Genomic DNA, 23,727 nt, shown 5'->3' with positions numbered 1-23,727 from the left:
GTGAAATTAAATACTAAACCGCTCGATAACCTTTCCTTGTCTTTACTCCTATCAATCGCATTTCTTCTTTAAGAACCGCAACTTGATCATCAAGACTCTTACGATTTTCTTGAGGTTTGTTATCTATACGACCATATCTGGTTATGATATCAAATCCATCTACGGCGATTTCCCAGTATTTATTACTAGAACCTTCTACAAATTCATAACGCTTAAAAGTAAGGTTGCCTTGAGGTCTTTGTGCCGTTTCAGGTTCAAGTTCCGTTTCAAGTACTTCAGGTATTAAAGTGTTTGAGCTTTCATCATTAGACTTTATTTCTTCAACAGCATCTATTTGATTCTCACGTTCGAGTTCAGATTCAAGTTCTTCTGGATCTTCTGGATCTTCTTCTTTCCCTTCTAGTTTTTGACGAATTTTTTCTAGCACACGCTCTGGTTGCTCGAGCCAGTCCTTACTATAGATATGTTGTAATTTCCACCCAAATGCTTTAAGAACTGCTGGTTTTTGACTGTATTGTTCTAAAATATCATCAGTGGCATAGTGTGTAGAACGATCTATTAAAATAGCAAGCTCATAAGACTCACTATCACTTTTACGCAAGGCGAGATCACATTTAAAATGCGATTGACCTATAGCTCTATCAACGATATAACCATCTTTTTCAAGAACAGTTTTAAGTTGATTAATAATTGGTAAGCGTTTTGTTCTTTCTTCTTCGTCGTCATCAAGATGTAAGCTGTCTAAAATACCATTTGCTGACTCTAATTGTCCATCGCTAATAAATTTTGCGTAAGCGAGAAAACGTTTAAAATAATTAGCTCCTTCATTATAATCGTTCTTAATATTTGCCGCGAGAATAGAAGAAACAATAATCATATTGCGCTTTGCACGTGAGAAAATTACATTCAATCGTTTTTCTCCACCACGTCTATTGATAGGTCCAAAGTTCATAAACATCTTACCTTGATTATTAAAACCGTAGCAAATACTCATGATAATTATATCACGCTCATCGCCTTGAACATTCTCTAGATTCTTAACAAATAATCCCACGAACTGATCTTCTTCTGTACGCTGATATTCTTCTTCTAGCATTTTCCCAAAATGTGGATCTTCTTGAGCTAGTTTATCCAGTGCTTCTTCTATCTCGCTTTGTTGCGCCATAGAGAATGCAACAATACCTATGCTTTTTTTCACATCTTCCATAAGAAACGTGCGTACCATATTTGCGATGTAAGTCGCCTCGTCTTTATTAACACGTTTATGATATACCGCATTTTCCATATAATGAAAACTGATGCTGCGCTTGAGCACATCTTGAGAATCTATTTCTTGATCTGGCGTGATAATAGGCTCCAGCGGCTCTATACCTGCATTAGGGATACGACTGTCAGGTATGGTAAGTAAATTGCGTTTATAAAAAGCGGCATTACTAAAACTAATTAAACTCTCTCGACGACTGCGATAATGCCATCCTAGCATGACGGAACTCAATTTTCTAGCGCCTTGATTTAAGAGGCTATCTGCATCCAGCATAATTCCTGTTTTCTCTTCGGTCTCTTCTTCATCTTCTTCTTGATCTGTAGTGTTAGAACTAAAGAAGTTTGTAGGCGGCATTTGCATTTCATCACCTACTATAATCGTTTGATGCGTTCTAAATAAGGATGGAACGCCTTCTTCTACCGTGATTTGAGAAGCTTCATCATAGATTACTACGTCAAATATTGACGTGTCAATAGGCATAGAATCACTGACACTCAACGGACTCATTAACCATACTGGTTTTAAAGTAGTCATTATTTCTTGTGCCTCTCCAGTAGCTAGCTCACGTATGGATTTATAACGCATACTTTTGCCAAACTCATTTTCTAATACACGTCGAGAAGCATTATATTTCTTTTTAAGGATTTTTTCTTCTGGTGTTAATTGTGCTGCAACAGATTCTGTAATGCGCACTTTATTTAAGAACTTATCTCTAATCTTAGAACGTATAAAAGCTACATTAGATTCATAATAACTATCTAGTAAAGCATCTACACTGCGTACGGAACTAGCAAGGATATCTTCACTGGTTTGAGAGAATACAGGCTCTTTATCATAAACCTCTTTTAAAGATTTATAAGCGGTATGGAAAGCGATGTCGCCAGTTTGCCATGGTTTACGGCGCAAGTTATCTTGCATCTCTTTACTTGTAGACTGTAATTGCATGATATAAGGTGTAAAAAGCCCTATAGTATGAATACTAGCCTTACCACGTTGTAATTTATCTTCTATTTGAGAGAGTAAGTGATGATCACAATTTGTAAATAGTTGATTTAAATTCTCATCAAATTGATCAAAATCTAATTTAAAACCTAATAGGCTATTCACATATGATGTATGATCTGTCGCCATCCAGCTTTTAATGATGTCATCAGGATCTAGCTGCTGTTGTTTGATCCATTCATAGTCGCTTACAAAATCTTCTAAACCAAATTTGTTGGCGGCTTCTTCTCGTTGTTGCTCTAAAGATTCTAGTGCTGCATATTCCTCATTTAAGGTCTTTAACACAGACTCTATAGAAGGCGCAATATTATGAGCCCTAAAATTATAAGCAGCCTTAAGTTGATTTTTTATTCTATACCAGCTAGGGTTTAAGAATTTAAAAAAAGAACCATCTAATCGTTGCCATTGTTCTTGAGCAATTTTAGCATCAACAGTATTTAATTTTTGTTTCCAGTTTTTATTTTCTTCTACTAATCTTAAATACAACCTTTTTTGCTTCTCTATTTTTCTATTGAAGTTATCTAAGTTAGAAGCTGCAATCGTGCTGCTATCAAAAATTCCTAACGCATTTTGAGCTACTATTTTTGAAACCTTAGATGCAAAATCAAATTCTAATCGCCATGCGGCAACAGATTGTGTCCTGACAGTAACTTCTTGTTCATCGAGGAGTTCATTGAGACGATCTAACAAACTCACCGTTGCTTCTATTTTTTCTAGAACAACTCCTTTAGAATTAGGTACATCAAGTAATCCTTGAGATAATCCATTTAGCGCATAATCTGAAATATTATGTCCGTGATTATTCAATTTTATTTGAGCAATCATTTCGGTTATCCATGTTTCATTTTCTTTCCATTCCTTATAAAACGGAACATAAATTAACTCGTTATCACTGAGCTTTTCTTTGGTTTGGTAATAGGTAATCAACTCTTGAAACAGCTCAAAAAGTGGTGGCATCCCATCACGCATCGTATCGTGAAAATGCTCTAACTTCCCTAGATGCGTTTCTATTTGATTGATGATTTTTTCACGCTTTCGCGAAAGCGTAGAAGTACTCATATCCTTCTTCATAAAGGCCTCATAGGTATCCTTGAGATTCATTATAAAGGCTTTTTTATCGGTTTGAGAATCGTGGATCAGGCAACACAACTCATCTAGTTTTTTATTTTTCAAACGGTGAAAAACCACATCTAAAGCGGCACGTTTTTCACAAACAAAAAGCACTTTTTGATCTCTAGCTACATAATCAGCAATGAGGTTAGTAATGGTTTGCGACTTACCGGTTCCTGGTGGTCCTTGAATGATATAATTCTCGCCAGACCGAGCTCTTAAAACGGCTTGAGATTGTGTAGGATCTGACTGGATAATGGGATATAAGTCTGCTAAACCACTTTTTTGATAACCATCGAGATTCATTTTCTTGGGCTGCTCACTGAAGAGTTCATCAAAGACCTCATCTTTAATATCGGCTTTTAAAATCTCAGAATAATCTCGTACAAGACTCATCTTACGGTACTTAAAATTACCTATAGTCATGTTACAAGTATCCACTTCCCATACCAAGGGATTTACATCTCCATCATTATCGGTATGATAAAAACTGCGGCGGCGCTCTGCAACAGCAAGATCACTATATGGGTTGATATCCTCATTAATGATATACTCGAGCTCGTTATGCTTTTTGGCAATAAGGTTATTGAAAATAGCAAGCCCTAATGGTTTTACATTTTGAGCGTCATAAGAATAGTCATAACTGCGTGTGCTTAAACCAGAATTACGATTAGAAAGTTTGCGCTTTTTAAGTTTGAAGTTGCGTTTTGCAAGCTTGTGAATTAACTGGATTTTAGGCTTGTCTCTCCATCTTAAATCGATTCCCGTACCACCTAGTGAGATTTGGTTTTTGATGCTTTGAACAAGCTCTTCAATAGAACTGGTTTCTAGGTCTATAAAATCTGGTAATTCAATACCGTATAAATCTTTAAGATAGTAACTTAATACTGGGTTGATCTCTGCCTCAGTATCATTTACATTTAGTTCAAAACGATCTTTAACACCTTTCTTTTTTACCAAACAAACTGGTAATAATAACAGCGGCGAACTGATACGCTCATCTTCACTTTCTTTAAAATTATACCAGTGCAAAAAAGCAACAACAACACGCAATTGATCAAAACCGTATTCATTTTTACTCTTGCGCGCCTCGAGTCTTATTTTATTAAGTGCTGGACTTAAAAATCTGTTTTTATCAAGTTCTAAATATCTATTAAGATTGACTTTTTTCTTTGAAATGAACTGCGTTTGAATATGAGCGTTCCAAAAAATTAAATCTTTTTCAGTGATGTTTTTATAGTCCAGCAACATAGGCACTGAGGCTTCTGTCAAGTTTAAGAAACCACCACGGTCATTAAAGTAAAGCAATTTATTCCTGCGCGAAATATCAAAAAGTCTACGTTTTAATTTATCTAGAATATAGCTACCACGGTCTGACAGATTTAAATTACGGAACCCTTCAGTATCTGTTAAATCAATGTAATTCTCTGGATTGAAATCTCGGTAATTTTTGAGTTTCGCAATGATTTCTTCAAGACTAGGCGCACGATCTTCTCTGTACAAAGGTGTCATTTCCCTAATCACGTGATGTATGGTAGGATGTAAATCTTTGTTATAGAAATATAAGCGCTCACGGTTTTCTATAAAACGCTTAAGCTCGTCAATGTCTCTAAAATCTATACCATATGCGACTGAAGCTAGTATAAAGCCTAGTGTAAAAATCTCAGTAATAGGATCATAATGTCCTGTTTCTAAATCCCAACTTTTATATCGTGCAAGGTAAACAGGCTTAGTAACAGGTTTTTCAAAATCCTCTTGAATCGCCTCATCATCATAGATGTGCTGGTCATAATCATCACCTTCAATCTTACTTATTTCACTATAATTACCACTTACTTCAACCGCATAGCGCTGTTTAGGTTTTTTAAATATCTTGTGCTCTCCTGTTCTAAACTCTTTTCCTTCAGAATCTATGGAGATGATTCTTCCATTAAAGTAAATATCTTCAATAGAATAAATCCCTAACACGAGATTGCGAGACCTCAAAAAATGAGCCTTTTCTATAAGCGGTAATACACGTGCAATAAAATCTGCCGTGGTACTACCGCCATGATCTTTAACCTCATCTAAAAGACTAAAAAAACTTGCTTTATAATCACTCATTATCGTAGATGCTGTTATCTTGGTTTTCATTAACGTTGCTCAAATCCGTCATCGCCTCTTGCTTTAAGTCTTTAAAACTGCGAACGGTAAGTTTGAGTTCTTTTCTAAGAACTCGTTCGTATTCTTCTATTAGACCAAGCAATTCTGCTATTTCTAAGGTATGTGCAATAGGTAGTTTTTCTAATTCGCTATCGATTCTAGCAAAATCTAATAGGACATAAGACAAATAACTTTTTGTACTAGGTGTGGTGTGTTTCAAACGTTCCAACAGTTTAGTTGTATCCACTTCTTTTTCTCTTGCGAAATCTGTAAAAAACTGTTGAGCGAGATTGAGTACCGCACTAGAATTCATCCATTGTGGTCGCAGTATGATTTGTATAAAATCCCTAGATAGTGCTCTAGTTTTTTCTTGCTCAAAAATATCTAGACTGTTGATATCCCATTTTCCCTCTATGAGTTTGTGTAAGTCCTCGTGATATTCTCGAGAGCTGCGCGCTTTTAAATCTAGAGCGATACTACGTATGTATGATTCTGGATGGGTTTGTTGATTTGTGGCTTCATCATCCTGACTAATAATTTCTTTTGCTTGGTCGAGATAGCTTTGCGCATTTACTTCTGACAGACCTGTATTAAGCTTGATCAACATTTGAATGACTGTGTAATGCTCTCGGCATGATTTAAATGCACCTGCATCACAGAAAAGCTCGAGGTATAATTGGAAAACACGTGCAGTTTCAATGATACTATCTTCACTACGAGAATCGTTTGCTAAAGCAAGAATGATACGTTGTGTGATCTCATACTCTCCATCTTCTAATTTATAGAATAGATAATGAGATAACTCGTGCGCTAGTAATGCTTTAAGTTGTTTTTCATCCAGCAATTGCAATATATTACCTGAGAATACAATGTGAGCTTCTTGATCTATAACTGATATGCTTGCGTTTAACTGTAAGCTATTATTCTCTTGATATAATGTAACCTGTGCATCTATATTTAAATCTACACATATGTCTTGCGCCATCTGGTATAGATTGCGATGACTGTCTGTATCGAGTCTGTAGGTGTTTTTAAGAAGTTCTTTTTTGAAGGACTCTATCTGTTGCGTTTTAATTTTCTCATCTTTAAACCATTGCCAGGTCTTTTTCCGACTTTTTAAATGGTCTCTCAACATTTTATGATAAGGAAAAGGCTCTAGAACAGCCGTAGTCTCAATGACATCTTGTGACATGAATATCTTTTACTGCGTGAATATTAAGTTTTAAATTTAAGGATTTAGTTTTTCTTGATGTAAGATTCTATTAGGAAAATAAATGATGATAAAAGCTTTTCAAAAACCAGACTCAAGTTAGATATTTAGCGCTTTATAAGTGTCCAAATTTCCGTACTTTTGCCAGCTTTAAAACACCTGTGTGATGAGTAAGAAATTCAACGAATACAAAGGATTGAACCTACCTGAAGTAGATGAACGCATCAAAAACTTCTGGAAGGAAAACGACATTTTTAACAAGTCCATGACGACTCGTGAAGGAAATGAACCTTTTATTTTCTTTGAAGGACCACCATCTGCAAACGGATTACCTGGTATCCACCACGTTATGGGTCGTACGATTAAGGATTTATTTTGTCGTTTTAAAACCCAACAAGGTTATCAAGTTAACCGTAAAGCAGGATGGGATACTCATGGTTTACCTGTAGAACTAGGTGTAGAAAAAGCACTAGGCATAACTAAAGAAGACATAGGCACTAAAATATCTGTAGAAGAATATAATCAAGCCTGTAAAGATGCGGTATTAAAATACACCGACATATGGAGCAAGCTTACTGATGACATGGGTTACTGGGTAGATATGGAAGATCCATATATTACTTATAAATCTAAATACATGGAATCTGTATGGTGGTTATTAAAAGAAATCTATTCTAAAGATTTGCTTTATAAAGGATACACGATACAACCCTATTCTCCGGCTGCAGGAACTGGACTGAGCTCGCACGAGTTGAACCAGCCTGGAACTTATCAAGATGTTACAGACACAACAGTTACAGCACAGTTTAAAGTAGAAGACCCATCAAAATTACCATTTGAAAACAATGGAAATGTATTTTTCCTTGCTTGGACTACTACTCCATGGACACTGCCATCTAACACTGCGCTTACCGTTGGTCCTAAAATCGATTATGTACTAGCTGAGACTTTTAACCAATATACTGGAGAACCTATGCAGGTGATTCTTGCTGAGAAATTAGTGAGCTACCAGTTTGGCAAGAAGTATGAGCATTTAGAAGGTGACGCTTTCGCGAAAGCGAAACTAGAATACAAATTAGGAGATAAAAAAATCCCTTATCAGTTATTAGGTTCTTGTAAAGGAACTGATCTGGTAAATTTAAGATACGAGCAGTTGTTGCCATATGCACAACCGTATGAAAACGCACAAGATGCTTACAGAGTAATCGCAGGAGACTTTGTAACTACTGAGGATGGTACAGGAATCGTGCACACAGCACCTACATTTGGTGCAGACGATGCGCTGGTTTCTAAACAAGCAAATCCGCCTATTCCACCGATGTTGGTTCTAGATGAAAATCAGAATCCAGTACCGCTAGTAACGCTTCAAGGAAAATTTAGAGATGAATTACCTGAAGTAGGTGGTAAATATGTAAAGAACGAATATTTTGCAGATGGAGAAGCGCCAGAACGCTCTGTAGATGTAGATATCGCGATTGCTTTAAAAGAACAGAATCGTGCTTTTAAAGTAGAAAAATATGTCCACAGTTATCCACATTGCTGGAGAACTGACAAGCCTGTTTTATACTATCCACTAGACAGTTGGTTCATTAAAGTGACGGAATTTAAAGACCGCATGCACGAACTGAATAAATCTATCAACTGGAAACCTAAATCTACCGGAGAAGGAAGATTTGGTAACTGGCTAGCAAATGCAAACGACTGGAATTTATCTCGTTCTCGTTTCTGGGGAATCCCATTGCCTATATGGAGAAATGAAACTGGGACTGAAGAAATGATTATAGGTTCTATAGAAGAACTTACCGCAGAGATAGAGAAATCTGTAGCAGCTGGATTTATGACTTCTAATCCTTTTGCCGGTTTTAAAACTGGCGATATGAGTGAAGAGAATTACAACCTTGTAGATCTTCATAAAAACGTGGTAGACGACATTTATCTAGTAGGTAAAAATGGAGAGAAACTAACACGTGAATCAGACCTTATTGATGTATGGTTCGATTCTGGTTCTATGCCATATTCTCAATGGCACTATCCTTTTGAAAATAAAGAAGAAGTAGAAAACCAACTTAGAAAAGCAGATTTCATTGCCGAAGGTGTGGATCAAACTCGTGGATGGTTCTACACACTACACGCTATCGCTACCATGATAAGTGATGACGTGGCTTATAAAAATGTAGTTTCTAACGGACTTGTACTAGATAAAAATGGACAGAAAATGTCTAAACGTCTAGGTAACGCAGCAGATCCCTTTGAAACCTTAGGTAAATATGGAGCAGATGCTACTCGCTGGTACATGGTGAGTAATGCTAATCCATGGGACAACCTTAAATTTGACTTAGACGGTATCACAGAAGTGCAACGTAAGTTTTTCGGTACACTTTATAACACGTATTCTTTCTTTAGTCTGTATGCAAACGTAGATGGGTTTACGTATAGTGAAGCTAACATTCCATTAGAAGAACGTCCAGAAATAGACCGTTGGGTTTTATCTGAATTAAATACTTTGATAAAAGATACCACAGCATTCTATGAAGATTATGAACCTACAAAGGCTGCTAGAGCCATCACCACTTTTGTGACTGAGAACTTAAGTAACTGGTACGTACGTTTATGTAGAAGACGTTTCTGGAAAGGAACTTATGAGCAAGATAAAATTGCTGCCTACCAGACGCTTTATACTTGTCTTAAAACGGTTGCACAATTAGGCGCACCTATTGCTCCATTCTTTATGGATCAACTATACCGCGATTTAACTAGTGTTTGTGAAAGCAACGCAAGTGAAAGTGTACACCTTGCATTATTCCCTAAAGCAGATGAGTCTCTAATAGACGCAGCTTTAGAAGAAAAAATGCACAAAGCACAAGTGATATCTAGTCTTACTTTATCATTACGTAAAAAGGAAAGCATCAAAGTACGCCAGCCTTTACAGCGTATTATGATACCGGTTCTAGATGTAAAAGACAAAGCACAAATAGAAGCAATTGCAGATCTTGTAAAGAGCGAAGTAAACGTAAAAGAGATAGAGTTAATAGACGATGCTAGCGGAATATTAGTAAAAGAAATCAAACCTAACTTTAAAGCTTTAGGCCCGCGTTTTGGTAAAGTGATGGGACAAATAGCCGGTAAGATCAAAAGTTTTCAACAAGAAGATATCGCTTTGTTAGAAAAAACTGGTCAGAAAGAGGTGGAAGTAAATGGAAATGCAATTATCTTGACCCTTGAAGATGTAGAGATTACATCTTCAGACATAGAAGGATGGCTAGTAGCAAATCAATCTGGAATTACCGTTGCACTAGATGTAACAATATCGCCCGAGCTTAAAAAGGAAGGGATTTCACGAGAACTTGTGAATCGTATTCAAAACATAAGAAAAGACTCAGGTCTCGAGGTAACAGATCGTATCAATATTGTGATACAATCGCAAAATGAGATTGACGACGCAGTTCATTCTAATGAGAAATACATCATGGATGAAACACTAGCAGATGATTTAACATTAATACAAACTGTAGATAATGGTACGATTGTTGAATTTGACGACATTGTGACCTCAATACAGATTAAAAAAATATAGAACATGAGTAATACAGCAGAAAAAGAAAGATATGGAGACGCAGACCTAGCTTACTTTAGAACCATAGTACAAGAAAAAATGGACGAAGCCATAAAACAACATGAGCTTATCAAAAGTGCATATATGAATGACGCCAGCAATGGTACAGAAGATACGGCACCACAGTTTAAGGCATTTGATGAAGGTAGTCAGGTAATGAATAAAGAAACTAGCTCTCAACTAGCCATTAGACAAGAAAAATTTATCCGAGATTTAAAAAATGCGATGATACGTATAGAGAATAAAACTTATGGTATCTGTCGTGTCACTGGAAAGAAAATCAAAAAAGCACGCTTAGAATTAGTACCTCACGCAACATTGAGTATTGAAGCAAAAAACATGCAGTCTTAACAGATTTTGCATTTTATAATTAACTCCTTTTAACTATGGCTCTATTGCATAAATGCCCTGTAGTCAAAAGGAGTTTTCTTTTAAGCATATTTTTGATATTCGCTTTCGCGAAAGCGCAATCACAACGCAATTCTAGTCATATCACTTATGACAACACAGGAATCTCTACAGTTGACATATATCTAGAATCTACTATTGAGCTAGAAATTATTACAATAAAAGAGGAACACATTAGAATAATTGAAAGTCAAGGAGGAGAATACCGAAGTGCAGTTTTGTTAAATACAGCAATATCCAACGACACTTTAAAAATTACCGATCCTTTTAATCCCAGCTTTTCTTTTCCACAAGACAAATTGAGTGCACACAAGATTATAGACGGAAAAGCAACGATTTACCTTCCAGAAAACTTAGCTCTAGATATTAACTCGCGCAATTGCTTTTTAAGTATCAATGGTAAATTTGAATTTTCTTTTATCAATCTAGAATCTGGCAGCTGTTTATTAAAAAATGTACGTGGAGATTTTCATATCGTATCAGTAAACGCGATGGTTACAGTCATCAATCCGTCATCTTACATAGAATTGTCCACAAAATATGGTGTAATAACCGAATTAACTAATGAGTCGATTGTTTATTACAACCAGAAAATAGAAACCATAAATAGCAACATTACTATTAAGGATTAAATAGTATTTTTGCCCCTATCCAAACGCAACTGATGAAGTTATCCAAAGCGATTCTTATTATAATTTTAGTGTTATTAATTGATCAAATTAGTAAGATCTATATTAAACTTAATTATACTCTTACTACAGATTCCAACAACCCTATTTATGATCTTAATAAATTCAAACTCATGTTTTATGAAAATGCTGGTGCAGCATGGGGCGCTGAAATTCCAGGAGAATATGGGAAGTTGATTCTAGTTATTTTTAGAGTCTTTGCCGTTTTTGGTATTGGGTATTGGTTATGGAATAGTATTAAAAATAACGGCCACAAAATTCTTATTATATCCATTGCACTTATTTTCTCTGGTGCTTTAGGTAATATTATTGACTCTATATTTTATGGGGTGATTTTTTCTGGTAGTGATCATGGCGCGGTAGCTACTTTATTTCCTGAAAATGGATATGCACCATTAGGATATGGTAAAGTAGTGGATATGCTTTATTTCCCTCTTTTTGATGGTGTATGGCCAGCATGGTTGCCATGGATCGGTGGAGAAACCTTTTCTTTTTTTAACGCGATATTCAACATAGCAGACTCTGCTATAACAATAGGTGTAATCTTATTAATTCTTTTTAGTAAAAAAGCTTTTCCAGAAAAATCTTAGAGTCTAAAAGCACTTATCATCGCCTCTTTTGATATAGGCTTTGTAATAAAATCGTTTACAATAGCGTGATTACGAGCTTTATTCATTTCTTCAGGATTAATGGTAGAACTTACCACGTTAAGCTTGAGACTACTTTGCTTGAGTTCATTTGCATATGGCTCCAGCGCATCTAGAAATTCCCAACCATCCATAATAGGCATATTAAGATCTAAGAGAACTACCTGTGGTAAAGCTGTTGCATTATTACCCGCAAGAGCTTCTTCAAAATAATCAAAGGCTTGCTTGCCATTTTCAAATACTAATAATTCTTGAGCTAGCTCATTTTTATTGATGAGCATCTTGATCAGACTTACATATAGTTTGTCATCATCAATTATACAGGCTCTATGTATGGTTTTTATAGACATTTATTCAAATCTTATTGAAAACGTACTTCCTTTTCCTAATTCACTTTTAACAGATATATCACCACCTAAAGCTTCAACCTTACTTTTTACTAAAAACAAGCCTACTCCACGGGCATCATCATTGGTATGAAAGGTACGATACATATGAAATAATTTACCTGCATGACGTTTTAAATCAATACCTATTCCATTATCTCTTATAATTAACAGCTTCCGTTTGTTCTTAGATTTAGTCTTAACCACAATCTTCAATGGTCTTTCCAGATCCCTATATTTGATAGCATTACTTATTAAATTTCTGAAAACACTTTCTAAAAATGATGGTACGTATTCTATAGAAAGTAACTCAGCAAAATCATAAGTTACCGTTGCGTTTACCGCTTTAATATCTTCTTCAAAATCTAATAACACTCTATTAAATATAGCCTCTATATCTATATTCTCTTTAATCTTTAATTCCGTATTAATAGTCACGACTTCATTCAGATGATGTAATGTCTGATTAAGACTGAAGGATATATCATTTAAGTAACTATTGAATACCTCAACATCACTAGGCTCTTTAACATCATCAAAGGTCTGTAAGGTAAGTTGCAAATTACTGGCATGAGATCTTAGATTATGAGAAAGTATATGAGCAAAATGAACTAGTCTTTCATTCTGAGCTTTAATTACTAAAGCAGCGTTCTCTACTTCTTGAGTGTTTTTTATATACCGATCTACGCTTGTAAAAACTCCACGTAGACCTACAACTCTATCTTCCTGTAAAAATGGATGACAATTAAATCGCACCCAAAGACGTTCTCCGTCAAACTTATTCATTTCTAAATCTAGAATCGTAGAATTTCCTTTTAATGAATCACCTATCAGCTTTTTAAAAACCTTCTTATTGGCAAAAAATCGAGAAACATTATCGATATTTATTTCATAATCATGAGGAATCCCAAGCAAGTCTCTACTCCCAAAATTGAGAATAATCGCTCCGGTAATTAGATTACAACCATAGCCACCCGTTTGAGTCATCGTAGCTATCTCATTTAAGAAATATGACTTGTCTTCTAAGGCATTTTGAAGACTTATTTCATTATTGTTTTGCATCGTTTTTTAGGGGAAAACGTTTATTTCTAACCAGCAATTTAACCGGCCTTTCTAGTAACAACCGAAAAATAAGGTAAAAGTCGCAAACCACCTAGCTCATTTGCGCACTATCAGTAGTCTTTTAGTAAATTATTGCCTGAAATCGTAAATTTCATCAGGACAGACCAACACATCTAATGGGATATCATTAGGATAGGTTTCAATTTGATAATTTAAAGGTTTAACAAAAGATAAACCTATCTTTAATACCGTTGGTCGGCATTTTTCCAAAAACCTATCGTAAAATCCTTTTCCATAGCCTACTCTATTACCCATAGAATCGCAAACCAACAACGGTACAAATACAACATCTAACTGTTTTTCATCAATTGCAATACCGTTACCATCTGGTTCAGGAATACCCCATTTATTAATCAGAATACGAGTGTCATCAGTCAACAAATAATGACTCATACTGTAATCTAAAAAATTACTTTTTGATAAAATGACATTTTTATCTTTTCCTTGAAGCGCATGAAGTATGAAATCTGTTTGAACTTCTTTATGTTTTTCTATACTTAAAAAAAGATGATACATTTTAAAATCCCAGATATCCATAGTTAACAACCTATTTGCAATCTGTAAACTATAATCTTCAACTTCTTGAGGACTTAAATCTAATCGCAGTTGTTTATATTTATTTCTGAGTGCTTGCTTCTCCATGATTTGCTGTAATATGGAAGATGGCATCACCTTGATAAACCATCGGACTTTGATTTACATTAATGATATATCCGGTCTGATTAGACTTTACTTTGTGTCTAAAAGAACCATATGGATCAGTGATAGTAGCAATGTATTCACCCTTTTCAACTAATCTACCATAAGGCACTTTGGGATGAAATAGTCCAGAATAAGAAGCTCTTAACCACTTTGAACTTTTAACTACGATACTTGCTGAAGTCTCTGGTGGTAATTCAAAAGCTTCATCTAGCATATCTAAATGATGTAATACTCTTTTTGCTCCTTGGACACCTACCCTAACAATATTTTTATCACTCTCAAATGACTTACCACCTTCAAATAATAAATATGTTTTACCTAATTCCATACAGGTATGTCTAAGAGTGCCTTTTAGTTTACCGCTATGAATAAGAAACGGTGCTTTAAAAATTTGAGCTAACTCAAGAGATTTCTCATAACTCGAATCTACTCGCATTTGAGGAGCATTAAAACGCTGTGCTCCACCTGTATGAAAATCCATAACGATATCTACATGAGGTAAAATCTCATTCACAAATTGATGTGCAAATCTACCTGCAAGAGAACCAGATTTATAACCAGGAAAACTTCTATTTAAATCACGACCATCTGGAAACTCTCTTTTCATGTTCAGAAACCCAAAAATATTGAGCACTGGCATACAGATAATTGTACCAGACTGTGGCTTATTGTAACCTTTGGCAATAATCTGACGCACTACTTCAATACCATTAATTTCATCACCATGCAAACCACCAGTAAGTAGCACTACTGGACCAGCCTTGCGTGCTCTACTAATTATTACTGGTACTTCAATAGCTGTTGAAGTATAAAGCTTTGCTTTATTAAAATTAAGCTTGTAACTGTGTCCAGGCTTAATCTCTGTATCAAGTATGTTTATAATTCTTAACGACATTATACACTTTGCTCTATAAACTTGATGATTTCACGAGCAATATTATAGTTAGTAGCTCCTTCGATACCTTCTAATCCTGGAGAAGAATTTACCTCAAGCACTAACGGACCACGTGCACTTTGTAATAAATCTACACCACAAACTCCTAACCCTAAAGATTTTGCCGCACCTATTGCCGTTAACTCTTCCTCCTTAGATAGTTTTATTTGTTTTGCACTACCTCCACGATGTAAATTAGATCTAAACTCGCCTTCCATCGCCTGACGTTTCATTGCGCCCACGACACGATTACCGACCACAAAGGCTCTAAGATCAGCGCCACCAGCTTCTTTTATAAACTCTTGAACGATAACTCTTGACTGCATTGTATTATAGGCCTCAAGAATGGTCTGTGCACTGTCAAAATCTTCTGCGAGATTAACACCTATACCTTGAGTTCCTTCTAATACTTTAATCACCACAGGTGGTCCATCTACCATTTTTAAAATTGCATCTGTATGTTTACCAAAGTTTGTAAAAACAGTTTTAGGCATACCAACACCAGCACTTGATAAACGTTGCAGGCTTTGCAACTTATCTCTACTACGTACTAAAGCTTGCGAACTCACTGTCGTAAAGCAATTCATCGCTTCAAACTGTCGTACAATTGCAGTTCCATAAAAGGTTATAGAAGCACCTATACGTGGTATGATAGCATCTGGTTTATCTAGCTTTTCACCTTTATAGTAAACGCTAGGTTTCTGTCTTTCTAATTTTATATCACACTTTAATGGGTCAATAACTTTGACTTGATGGCCAGCAGCTTCTGCCTCTTCCACCATTCGTTGTGTGCTATATAGCGTTTTACCGCGTGAGAGTATATTAATTTTCATGTAGGCCTTGAAGATAAGAAACATCCTGTAATTCAGAATCAACGATAAATTTAGAAGATAAAAATTTGCGTCCGATAAGCACCGGATATCTCATTTGCTCTCTATTACTAAGCGTTAATGAAATCTTCCATAACTTACCAAAGAGTCTGATGTTAGCCTGCACTTCATACCTCAATTCAGAAGTACCATTACTACTACGCACACTAGTTATTTCATACTCTTCAAACCTCATTTGCTTGCCATGATATTGCTCATGTGCTTCATCCAGTAATGTAGCGAGCAGTATACCGTTTTCTTCAACAATATCAGTACAATGAATACTAGAGGTATAAGCACCCGTATCAATTTTTATATCGAGATTTTCGATTTCAAGTTTAGGAAAGTCTGCACGATCAGTGCGACCTATTATAAGTTTCTTTTTAGACACTATTTATCATCGATTAAGTAGGCAAAGATGCATGTAATTTATGAGAATATATCTTTAAGTAATCGTTAATTGTATCATTTGAAAAACGCTTTCGCGAAAGCGTATAATCTATATCATATGGCATATAATTAACCTTAGGTTTATACAGGCTATGTAAATTTTTAAGACCTTTAAAAATTAAAAAATCATCATGAAAAAGATACTTCTACTCTTACTCTTTATATCAAGTCTCTCGATAGCACAAGAATCCTTACTACAATCTGGACCTATGGTGGGCTACTCTGATTTTAGAGAAGCGCTTATATGGGTACAAACAAAGGCACCTGCAAATGTGAAAATCGGATACTTTACAGGTGATGAAGACATGCGATTTACAGAAACCGTATCAACTCATGCTGATGGAGATTATATCGCAAAACTATATCCGCGAGAAGTTATCTATGGCGCTACTTACACATACAAGCTCTACATTAATGACATATATGTCCCTAGAGATTATAAATTAGAATTTCAGACACAAACCCTATGGCAGTATAGAACAGATCCACCAGATTTTAAAATAGCTTTGGGCTCTTGCAATTTTATAAACGATCAAAAAGATGATAGACCATCGCCATATGGTGGTCATTATGAAATTTTCAATAGTATTTTATCTAAAGATCCTGATCTGATGCTTTGGTCTGGAGATAATACTTATTTAAGAACACCTGATTTTTTAACTGAAACAGGTATTAGATACCGTCACAGAAACACGCGTGCCTTACCAGAACTGCAGGCACTTTTAGGAAGTGTACATCATTATGCCACATGGGATGATCATGATTATGGACCTAACGACTCTGATCGCAGTTATGTACATAAAAAAATTACCGAAAAAGCCTTTAATGATTACTGGGGAAATTTAAACACTAATGCTGCTGGAAATGGTGGTGTCACACAGCACTTCCCTTTTAATGATGTTGAATTCTTTTTTCTAGATGATCGCTATCATCGAGCACCTAATAAAGGTATGGATAACCATAAAGACTATTTTGGAGAAGATCAACTAGACTGGCTTATCGATGCGTTAACAGCTAGCAACGCATCTTTTAAAGTAGTCGTTGCTGGTGGACAGATCATAAGCGATGCGGCAGTTTATGAAAATTATGCGACTTATCCAGGTGAAAGGGAACGTCTCTTAAATCGATTACATGAAGAACGTATTGAGCGTGTTCTATTTATAAGTGGTGATAGACATCATACTGAAATATCTAGATTAGAACGTGAAGATGCTTATCCTTTAATAGATATAACTTGTTCACCATTAACTGCTGGAACTCATCAAGCCAGAGAAGAAGGAAACACTTTACAGGTAAAAGGAGCTACTTTTTATGAACATAATTTTGGAATTATAGACGTTACTGGTTCTTATGGAAATAGATCTTTAAAACTGACTATATATGATACCCAAGGCGATAAAGTTTTTGATTATTCAATTAAGCAAAAAGAACTACAGTACCTTAAAAATTAAACGTATAAAAAAACCGTTTCTTTTTTAAGGAAACGGCCTTGCTTTTTAAATTTTTAGACTTAAAGGGCGCAATCGTATTGCACCATAAGAAACAATTACTTCTTTGGAGCTTGTTTCTTTGCCTTTGGAGCTACCGCAGGCTTGGAAGAAGGTTTACCGAAATTTTTCGGGCCTTTTGCTGGTTTATTTGCCATGGTTTATGACTTTAAGATTATGAAGTAAATGTATTCTAGTTCCAGAATATGCAATTCTTTTTTTAGTTAAATTTTAAGTGCGTTTTAGTTAAAAAAAAAGATATACTAAATTCATAAAAATTTCTTACCTTACTGATGTTCAAAAACATCAATTATGGGTATCAAAAGTTTTGTAGGAAAAAGAACTGGTCAGGTAAGTAATTCAAATCAGGCTTTTCAAGTAAAAGATTTTATGACTCGTAAATTAGTCACCTTTAATCCCGATCAAGGTATTACTACTGTAATGGAAACCTTACTTAAACAACGTATTACAGGTGGACCTGTTGTCAATGAAAAAAAAGAGTTGGTGGGTATTATAAGTGATACTGACCTTATGCATGTAATAGGCGATAGTCGATATCACAATATGCCCGTCGGTGATCGTAAGGTGAGTGATTATATGTCTAAACAGGTAGACACTATAGAAGCAGAAGCAGACATTTTTGAGGCCGCTACTCGTTTCTTAAAAACAGGTCACAGACGTTTTCCTGTAACTGAAAACGGTAAATTAATCGGTCAAATCTCTAGAATGGATGTTATTATTGCTGCCACAAAACTTAAAGGTGAAGACTGGCAAAAATAACTATTACTCTATCGCATGCTTTTTAAGTAATTCTAAACTAGTGTACTTTAAAGCAGCATCGTCAGTAGCCATAAGATTAATTTGAGGAGCGACACCAGCTTTCTCTGCTTCTAACCATCTTAAAATACACAGACACCACTTGTCACCAGGTTTTAATCCAGGAAAACGATATGCAGGATTAGGCGTGGAAAGATCATTTCCTCGTGACTTTGTATAATCTAAGAATTCTTGTGTCATCACGGCACAAACCACATGAGTACCACAATCTTCACTTGCCGAACGACAATAACCATCGCGCCAGTAACCTGTCATAGGATCGTTGCAGCAAGATTCTAATGCAGTTCCTAATACGTTCATTGGTTGATCTGTTTGCATGGTCCTCAGTTTATAAGACACGTTATATTAAAATAAATGAGTCTATTTTTAAGTAAAAAATTACGAGTCTACAATTTTATGCCTTTGCTATTTGTTCTTTAAGAACGTGTAATGGCTGCACTCCACTACCTTTCCAGACCAAATTACCATTTTTATATATCATAAAAGCAGGAACACCACGTACATTCATTTGAGTAGCAAGCGCCTGATTTTTATCTACGTCTATTTTTAATATTCTAACCTCATCTCCGAGATCATCTTTAAGCTTTTCTAATACCGGCATCATGGTCTGACATGGGCCGCACCACGTAGCAAAAAAGTCAATTAAAACTGGTGTATTTGTTGATATGATTTCTTTAAAACTTGCCATCTTTTATTTGTAAAATTAAAATATTTTCAAAATCCACACCGTTATAGAAATGATAAGAAAATAGGTTGATTTTAATACGCTTTCGCGAAAGCGTGCTCTAGAAAATTCCTAACTTTACATCGCTATGGAATTATCACCGCTCGAGGTTCAAATCAGAATCCTACCTTCTACACCAGGTGTTTATCAATATTATGATAAAGATCACAAACTGCTGTATGTAGGAAAGGCAAAAAACCTGAAAAAGCGCGTTTCATCATATTTCACAAAGAATCACGATAGTTATCGTATAAAATCGATGGTTAAGAAAATCGTGACTATTGAACATATCGTGGTTGAAACAGAAATGGATGCGCTATTGCTGGAAAACTCTTTGATTAAAAATAGAAATCCGCGATATAATATCATGTTGCGAGATGATAAAACGTATCCGTGGCTATGCATTAAGAAAGAACGTTTTCCTCGTGTTTTTTTAACTCGTAGAATGATTAAGGATGGTAGTGAATATTATGGTCCTTTTTCAAGTGTTAAAACTGTGCGTGCCTTACTAGATCTTATTAAAGGATTATATCCTTTACGTACTTGCAAATACGACCTAAGTGCAGATAAGATTAATGCTGGAAAATATAAAGTATGCCTAGAGTACCATATAGGTAATTGCGCTGGACCTTGTGATGGTTTAATGAGTGAAACCGCATATGCCGCAAATATTGATAATGTGCGCAATATTGTAAAAGGTGATTATAAAAATGCTGCAAAGCATTTTGAATCACAAATGATGGAGTATGCGGCAAACATGCAGTTTGAAGACGCTCAACGCATTAAAGAAAAACTAGAAATTTTACAGAAGTATCAATCTAAGTCTACTGTGGTTAATTCTAAAATTACTGATGTAGATGTTTTTAGTCTAATATCTGATGAAACACATGCTTATGTAAACTACTTACAATTATCACATGGTGCGATTGTGCGTTCACATACTTTAGAAATCAAGAAAAAGCTAGAAGAGACCGATCAAGAATTACTAGAAATTGCAATCATTGAATTGCGCCAGCGTTTTAACTCTCAATGTAGAGAAATTTATGTGCCGTTTGAGGTAAAGCTAGGTGATCAAATAAAGGTAACAATACCACAGTTAGGTGATAAAAAGAAGATTGTAGATTTATCATTGCGCAACGCAAAATTTTATAGACAGGAACAATTTAAAACTATTAAAATAGTAGATCCAGATAGACACGTTAAACGTCTTATGGCGCAAATGAAAGCAGACCTAAGGCTGGATGAAGAACCGGTTCATATAGAGTGTTTTGATAACTCCAACATTCAAGGAACAAATCCTGTTGCTGCATGCGTCGTATTTAAAAATGGAAAACCGAGTAAGAAAGATTATCGTAATTTTAATATTAAAACAGTAGAAGGTCCAGATGATTTTGCCAGTATGGAAGAGGTCGTACATAGACGCTATAGAAGATTATTAGAAGAAGGCGAGCCATTACCTCAGCTTGTAGTGGTTGATGGTGGTAAGGGACAATTATCTAGTGGTTTAAAAGCTCTAGATAGATTAGGGCTGAGAGGAAAAATCACCATTATAGGAATTGCTAAAAGACTAGAAGAATTATTTTATCCTAACGATCCAGTACCATTATATCTCGATAAACGTTCTGAAACACTTAAGGTAATTCAACAAATGAGAAATGAGGCGCACCGTTTTGGGATTACACATCACCGCAATAAGCGCAGTAAACAAGCTATTGAAACAGAGTTAGACAACATACCAGGAATAGGAGAAAAAACAGCTGTTGAGTTGTTAAGGCATTTCAGATCTGTAAAAAGAATCAAAACAGCTTCTAAAAAAGAAATAGAAGATATTATTGGTGTTTCAAGAGCACAAAAAATCATCGACTTTTATAAGAATGAAAATGAATAAACACATATGGATTGTCTTAGTATTCATTTTCGCGCAAGCGGATTTTTTATATGCGCAACAAAATCAAAAAGCTAACAAGCAAAAAATAGGTCTAGTATTATCTGGTGGTGGCGCAAAAGGACTCGCTCATATCGGAACGTTAAAAGTCATAGACTCGTTAGGTATTAAGATAGATTATGTTGCAGGAACTAGCATGGGCGCAATTGTAGGTTCTTTATATGCATCTGGATACACCGGTAAGCAATTAGATTCTGTGTTTCAGACTATTGATTTTGACGATATAATTTCAGATGACATACCACGTGAATCCAAAACATACTTTGAACGCAAGGATAATGAACGCTATGGTGTGACCTTACCCTTTAAGGACTTTAAAGTACAAGTACCTAACTCACTAAGCAAAGGACAAAATATATATAATTTACTTTCCAGATTGCTCTCTCATGTTAAAGATGTGCATGAATTTAGTGAATTACCAATTCCATTTTTTTGTGTTGCTACAGATGTTGAAACTGGAGAAGATATTATATTAGATAATGGTTATTTACCTCGTGCAGTAAACGCCAGTGGTGCCTTACCTTCCTTATTTGCTCCGGTAGAAATAGAGAATAGACTTTTTATAGACGGCGGCGTAACAGACAATTACCCAGTAGAAAAGTTAAGAGCTTTAGGAATGGACATCATCATAGGCGTGGATGTTCAAGATGGACTTAAAAACAGAGATCAACTTAACGGTGCTTTTGATATTCTTACTCAAATTAATAATTATCGTACTATAAATGCGATGAAAGAAAAAGTATCCTTCACTGATATCTATATTGATCCTGATATTGAAGATTACACAGTCATATCCTTTGATCAAGGAAAAGCGATTATTAAAGAAGGAGAAATAGCTGCATTTAAAAAATTAGACCAACTGCAAAAGCTAATTGATGGAGAAGGCTATCATAGAGAAAAATTACCTGCAGTAACAACAGATAGCATATACCTAGCTCAAGTATATATTAATGGTAATGAAAACTATTCTAGAGCCTACATAAATGGTAGATTTAAAATTGAAACACCTGGTAACGTAGCATATACAGACATCAGAGACGGAATTAATAATTTACAAGCCACTAATAATTTTTCTAAAATTAATTATGAAATTATCAACACACCAGATGGTGCTATTCTAGAAATAGGCGTTATAGAAACTACGGTGCGCAATTACCTACGACTAGGTGTTCATTATGATGAGTTGTTAAGAAGTGCAGCATTAGTTAACCTTACTAGAAAAAACGTCTTATTTGATAGTGATGTCGTTTCTGCAGATGTTATTTTAGGTGACAATGTCAGATATAATTTTGATTATTATATCGATAAAGGTAAGTACTGGTCTATCGGCTTTCATAGCGAGTTTGTTCAATATGAAAAACAGATATCTGCTAGTTTTCTAGAACAAGTTACAGATATAGATATTGATGTCAACTCTATAGATCTAGATTACAACGACTGGACTCAACAACTATTTCTACAAACTAAAATAGGAAATGGGTTCAATCTAACTGTAGGAGCAGAATATAAATCTCTAAGATTATTTACAGAAACATTGGGCACTAATGCTAACACAGACCAGCGCACGATATTTGAAAATAGCAATTATAGTAGTGTGTACACAAATGTACTCTATGATACCTATGACAACCTTTTCTTCCCATCTAGTGGTTGGAAAATAGATGGTGATTTACACATCTATTTATATAATAGTAGCAAGGTAGATAATAACTTTCAAGAATTTTCAATGGCCCAAGTTTCTGTAGGTCATGCAAGAAGCTTTGGTAAATGGAGTCTGCGTGGAGATGTCCTATTTGGTTTACCCATAGGTAATCCTGGCAATAGTTCTTTTGACTTTTACTTAGGTGGTTATGGCGCAAGGCGCATTAATAATATACTACCATTTTACGGTTATGATTTTGTAAGCTTGAGTGGGAACACGGTAATGGGTGGACTTATTGAACTAGACTATGAAATCTTTAAAAACAACCATATCATCTTGAGTACTAATTCTGTTAAGATTGATGATTATCTATTTGAAAAATCAGACTGGTTCAGTACAGATGGTTTTACGGGATATGCTATCGGATATGGACTAGAGACATTCTTAGGACCATTAGAATTAAAATACAGTTTTAGTCCAGAGCAAAGTAAAGGTGAGTTCTATGTAAATCTAGGGTTTCAGTTTTAGTACGCTTTCGCGAAAG

General features: G+C 35.3%; 18 protein-coding genes. 8 read left to right on the top strand and 10 right to left on the bottom strand.

Features of this window, described 5'->3' with window-relative positions; all coding sequences use genetic code 11:
• Nucleotides 1–13 precede the first annotated feature (13 nt).
• Nucleotides 14–5,509 (bottom strand): AAA domain-containing protein, encoded by a 5,496-nt coding sequence (locus ACJJVI_RS07180; RefSeq protein ID WP_405351201.1) that lies wholly within the window; start codon nt 5,507–5,509, stop codon nt 14–16.
• The gene (locus tag ACJJVI_RS07175) at nt 5,472–6,710 is read right to left on the bottom strand and encodes a M48 family metalloprotease (RefSeq protein WP_405351199.1); all 1,239 of its coding nucleotides are present in this window, start codon (nt 6,708–6,710) and stop codon (nt 5,472–5,474) included. The genes ACJJVI_RS07180 and ACJJVI_RS07175 overlap by 38 nt, the downstream gene beginning before the upstream one ends.
• Before the next feature lie 184 nt (nt 6,711–6,894).
• Between ACJJVI_RS07175 and ileS the strand changes: the two genes are divergently transcribed.
• The 4 genes from ileS to ACJJVI_RS07155 are packed head-to-tail and all read left to right on the top strand — an operon-like array spanning nt 6,895 to nt 12,028.
• A complete protein-coding gene (gene ileS, locus ACJJVI_RS07170; RefSeq protein WP_405351197.1) occupies nt 6,895–10,302 on the top strand; it encodes an isoleucine--tRNA ligase in 3,408 nt (1,135 codons plus the stop codon).
• A gap of 3 nt (nt 10,303–10,305) precedes the next feature.
• Nucleotides 10,306–10,692 carry a TraR/DksA C4-type zinc finger protein gene (locus tag ACJJVI_RS07165; protein ID WP_036582709.1) on the top strand — a complete coding sequence of 129 codons (387 nt, stop codon included), beginning with the start codon at nt 10,306–10,308 and terminating at the stop codon, nt 10,690–10,692.
• Between the two features lie 35 nt (nt 10,693–10,727).
• Nucleotides 10,728–11,381, top strand: coding sequence for a hypothetical protein (locus ACJJVI_RS07160; protein WP_405351195.1), 654 nt, complete (start codon nt 10,728–10,730; stop codon nt 11,379–11,381).
• Nucleotides 11,382–11,413: 32 nt separating this feature from the next.
• The gene (locus ACJJVI_RS07155) at nt 11,414–12,028 is read left to right on the top strand and encodes a lipoprotein signal peptidase (RefSeq protein ID WP_036582712.1); all 615 of its coding nucleotides are present in this window, start codon (nt 11,414–11,416) and stop codon (nt 12,026–12,028) included.
• Here ACJJVI_RS07155 and ACJJVI_RS07150 read toward each other — a convergent pair.
• The 6 genes from ACJJVI_RS07150 to ACJJVI_RS07125 form a co-directional block, all read right to left on the bottom strand.
• Entirely contained in the window at nt 12,025–12,435 is a 411-nt protein-coding gene (locus tag ACJJVI_RS07150) for a response regulator (protein WP_036582713.1), read from the bottom strand. The genes ACJJVI_RS07155 and ACJJVI_RS07150 overlap by 4 nt on opposite strands.
• Nucleotides 12,436–13,533 carry an ATP-binding protein gene (locus tag ACJJVI_RS07145; RefSeq protein WP_051788701.1) on the bottom strand — a complete coding sequence of 366 codons (1,098 nt, stop codon included), beginning with the start codon at nt 13,531–13,533 and terminating at the stop codon, nt 12,436–12,438.
• A 129-nt stretch (nt 13,534–13,662) separates the two neighbouring features.
• Nucleotides 13,663–14,235 (bottom strand): 5-formyltetrahydrofolate cyclo-ligase, encoded by a 573-nt coding sequence (locus tag ACJJVI_RS07140; RefSeq protein WP_348021925.1) that lies wholly within the window; start codon nt 14,233–14,235, stop codon nt 13,663–13,665.
• On the bottom strand, nt 14,210–15,190 hold the full coding sequence (locus tag ACJJVI_RS07135) for a succinylglutamate desuccinylase/aspartoacylase family protein (protein WP_042269496.1): 981 nt from the start codon (nt 15,188–15,190) through the stop codon (nt 14,210–14,212). Before ACJJVI_RS07135 ends, ACJJVI_RS07140 begins: the two co-directional genes overlap by 26 nt.
• Nucleotides 15,190–16,062 carry a 30S ribosomal protein S6--L-glutamate ligase gene (rimK, locus tag ACJJVI_RS07130; protein WP_036582718.1) on the bottom strand — a complete coding sequence of 291 codons (873 nt, stop codon included), beginning with the start codon at nt 16,060–16,062 and terminating at the stop codon, nt 15,190–15,192. The genes ACJJVI_RS07135 and rimK overlap by 1 nt, the downstream gene beginning before the upstream one ends.
• A complete protein-coding gene (locus ACJJVI_RS07125) occupies nt 16,052–16,492 on the bottom strand; it encodes an ATP-dependent zinc protease (RefSeq protein ID WP_394805723.1) in 441 nt (146 codons plus the stop codon). Before ACJJVI_RS07125 ends, rimK begins: the two co-directional genes overlap by 11 nt.
• 187 nt (nt 16,493–16,679) lie before the next feature.
• Between ACJJVI_RS07125 and ACJJVI_RS07120 the strand changes: the two genes are divergently transcribed.
• Entirely contained in the window at nt 16,680–17,999 is a 1,320-nt protein-coding gene (locus ACJJVI_RS07120; protein ID WP_405351192.1) for an alkaline phosphatase D family protein, read from the top strand.
• A gap of 348 nt (nt 18,000–18,347) precedes the next feature.
• Nucleotides 18,348–18,815 carry a CBS domain-containing protein gene (locus ACJJVI_RS07115; RefSeq protein WP_405351190.1) on the top strand — a complete coding sequence of 156 codons (468 nt, stop codon included), beginning with the start codon at nt 18,348–18,350 and terminating at the stop codon, nt 18,813–18,815.
• A gap of 3 nt (nt 18,816–18,818) precedes the next feature.
• Here the strand turns inward: ACJJVI_RS07115 and ACJJVI_RS07110 are convergent, their stop codons facing one another.
• Nucleotides 18,819–19,190 (bottom strand): DUF2237 family protein, encoded by a 372-nt coding sequence (locus tag ACJJVI_RS07110; RefSeq protein ID WP_042295339.1) that lies wholly within the window; start codon nt 19,188–19,190, stop codon nt 18,819–18,821.
• Between the two features lie 76 nt (nt 19,191–19,266).
• Nucleotides 19,267–19,560, bottom strand: a complete 294-nt coding sequence (gene trxA / locus ACJJVI_RS07105) for a thioredoxin (protein WP_405351188.1) — start codon at nt 19,558–19,560, stop codon at nt 19,267–19,269.
• A gap of 124 nt (nt 19,561–19,684) precedes the next feature.
• On the opposite strand from trxA, the gene uvrC reads away from it, so the two are divergent.
• Both uvrC and ACJJVI_RS07095 read left to right on the top strand, forming a co-directional pair.
• Nucleotides 19,685–21,484: an excinuclease ABC subunit UvrC gene (gene uvrC, locus ACJJVI_RS07100; protein WP_036582730.1), complete on the top strand. Its 1,800-nt coding sequence runs from the start codon at nt 19,685–19,687 to the stop codon at nt 21,482–21,484.
• On the top strand, nt 21,477–23,711 hold the full coding sequence (locus tag ACJJVI_RS07095; RefSeq protein ID WP_397302835.1) for a patatin-like phospholipase family protein: 2,235 nt from the start codon (nt 21,477–21,479) through the stop codon (nt 23,709–23,711). Before uvrC ends, ACJJVI_RS07095 begins: the two co-directional genes overlap by 8 nt.
• Nucleotides 23,712–23,727 lie beyond the last annotated feature (16 nt).

The organism is Nonlabens sp. Asnod3-H03, from assembly GCF_045063665.1.
In the GTDB taxonomy this organism is placed as follows: domain Bacteria; phylum Bacteroidota; class Bacteroidia; order Flavobacteriales; family Flavobacteriaceae; genus Nonlabens; species Nonlabens ulvanivorans.
The sequence above is the reverse complement of the archived record's forward strand: the minus strand, read 5'-3'. Positions and strand labels throughout refer to the sequence as shown.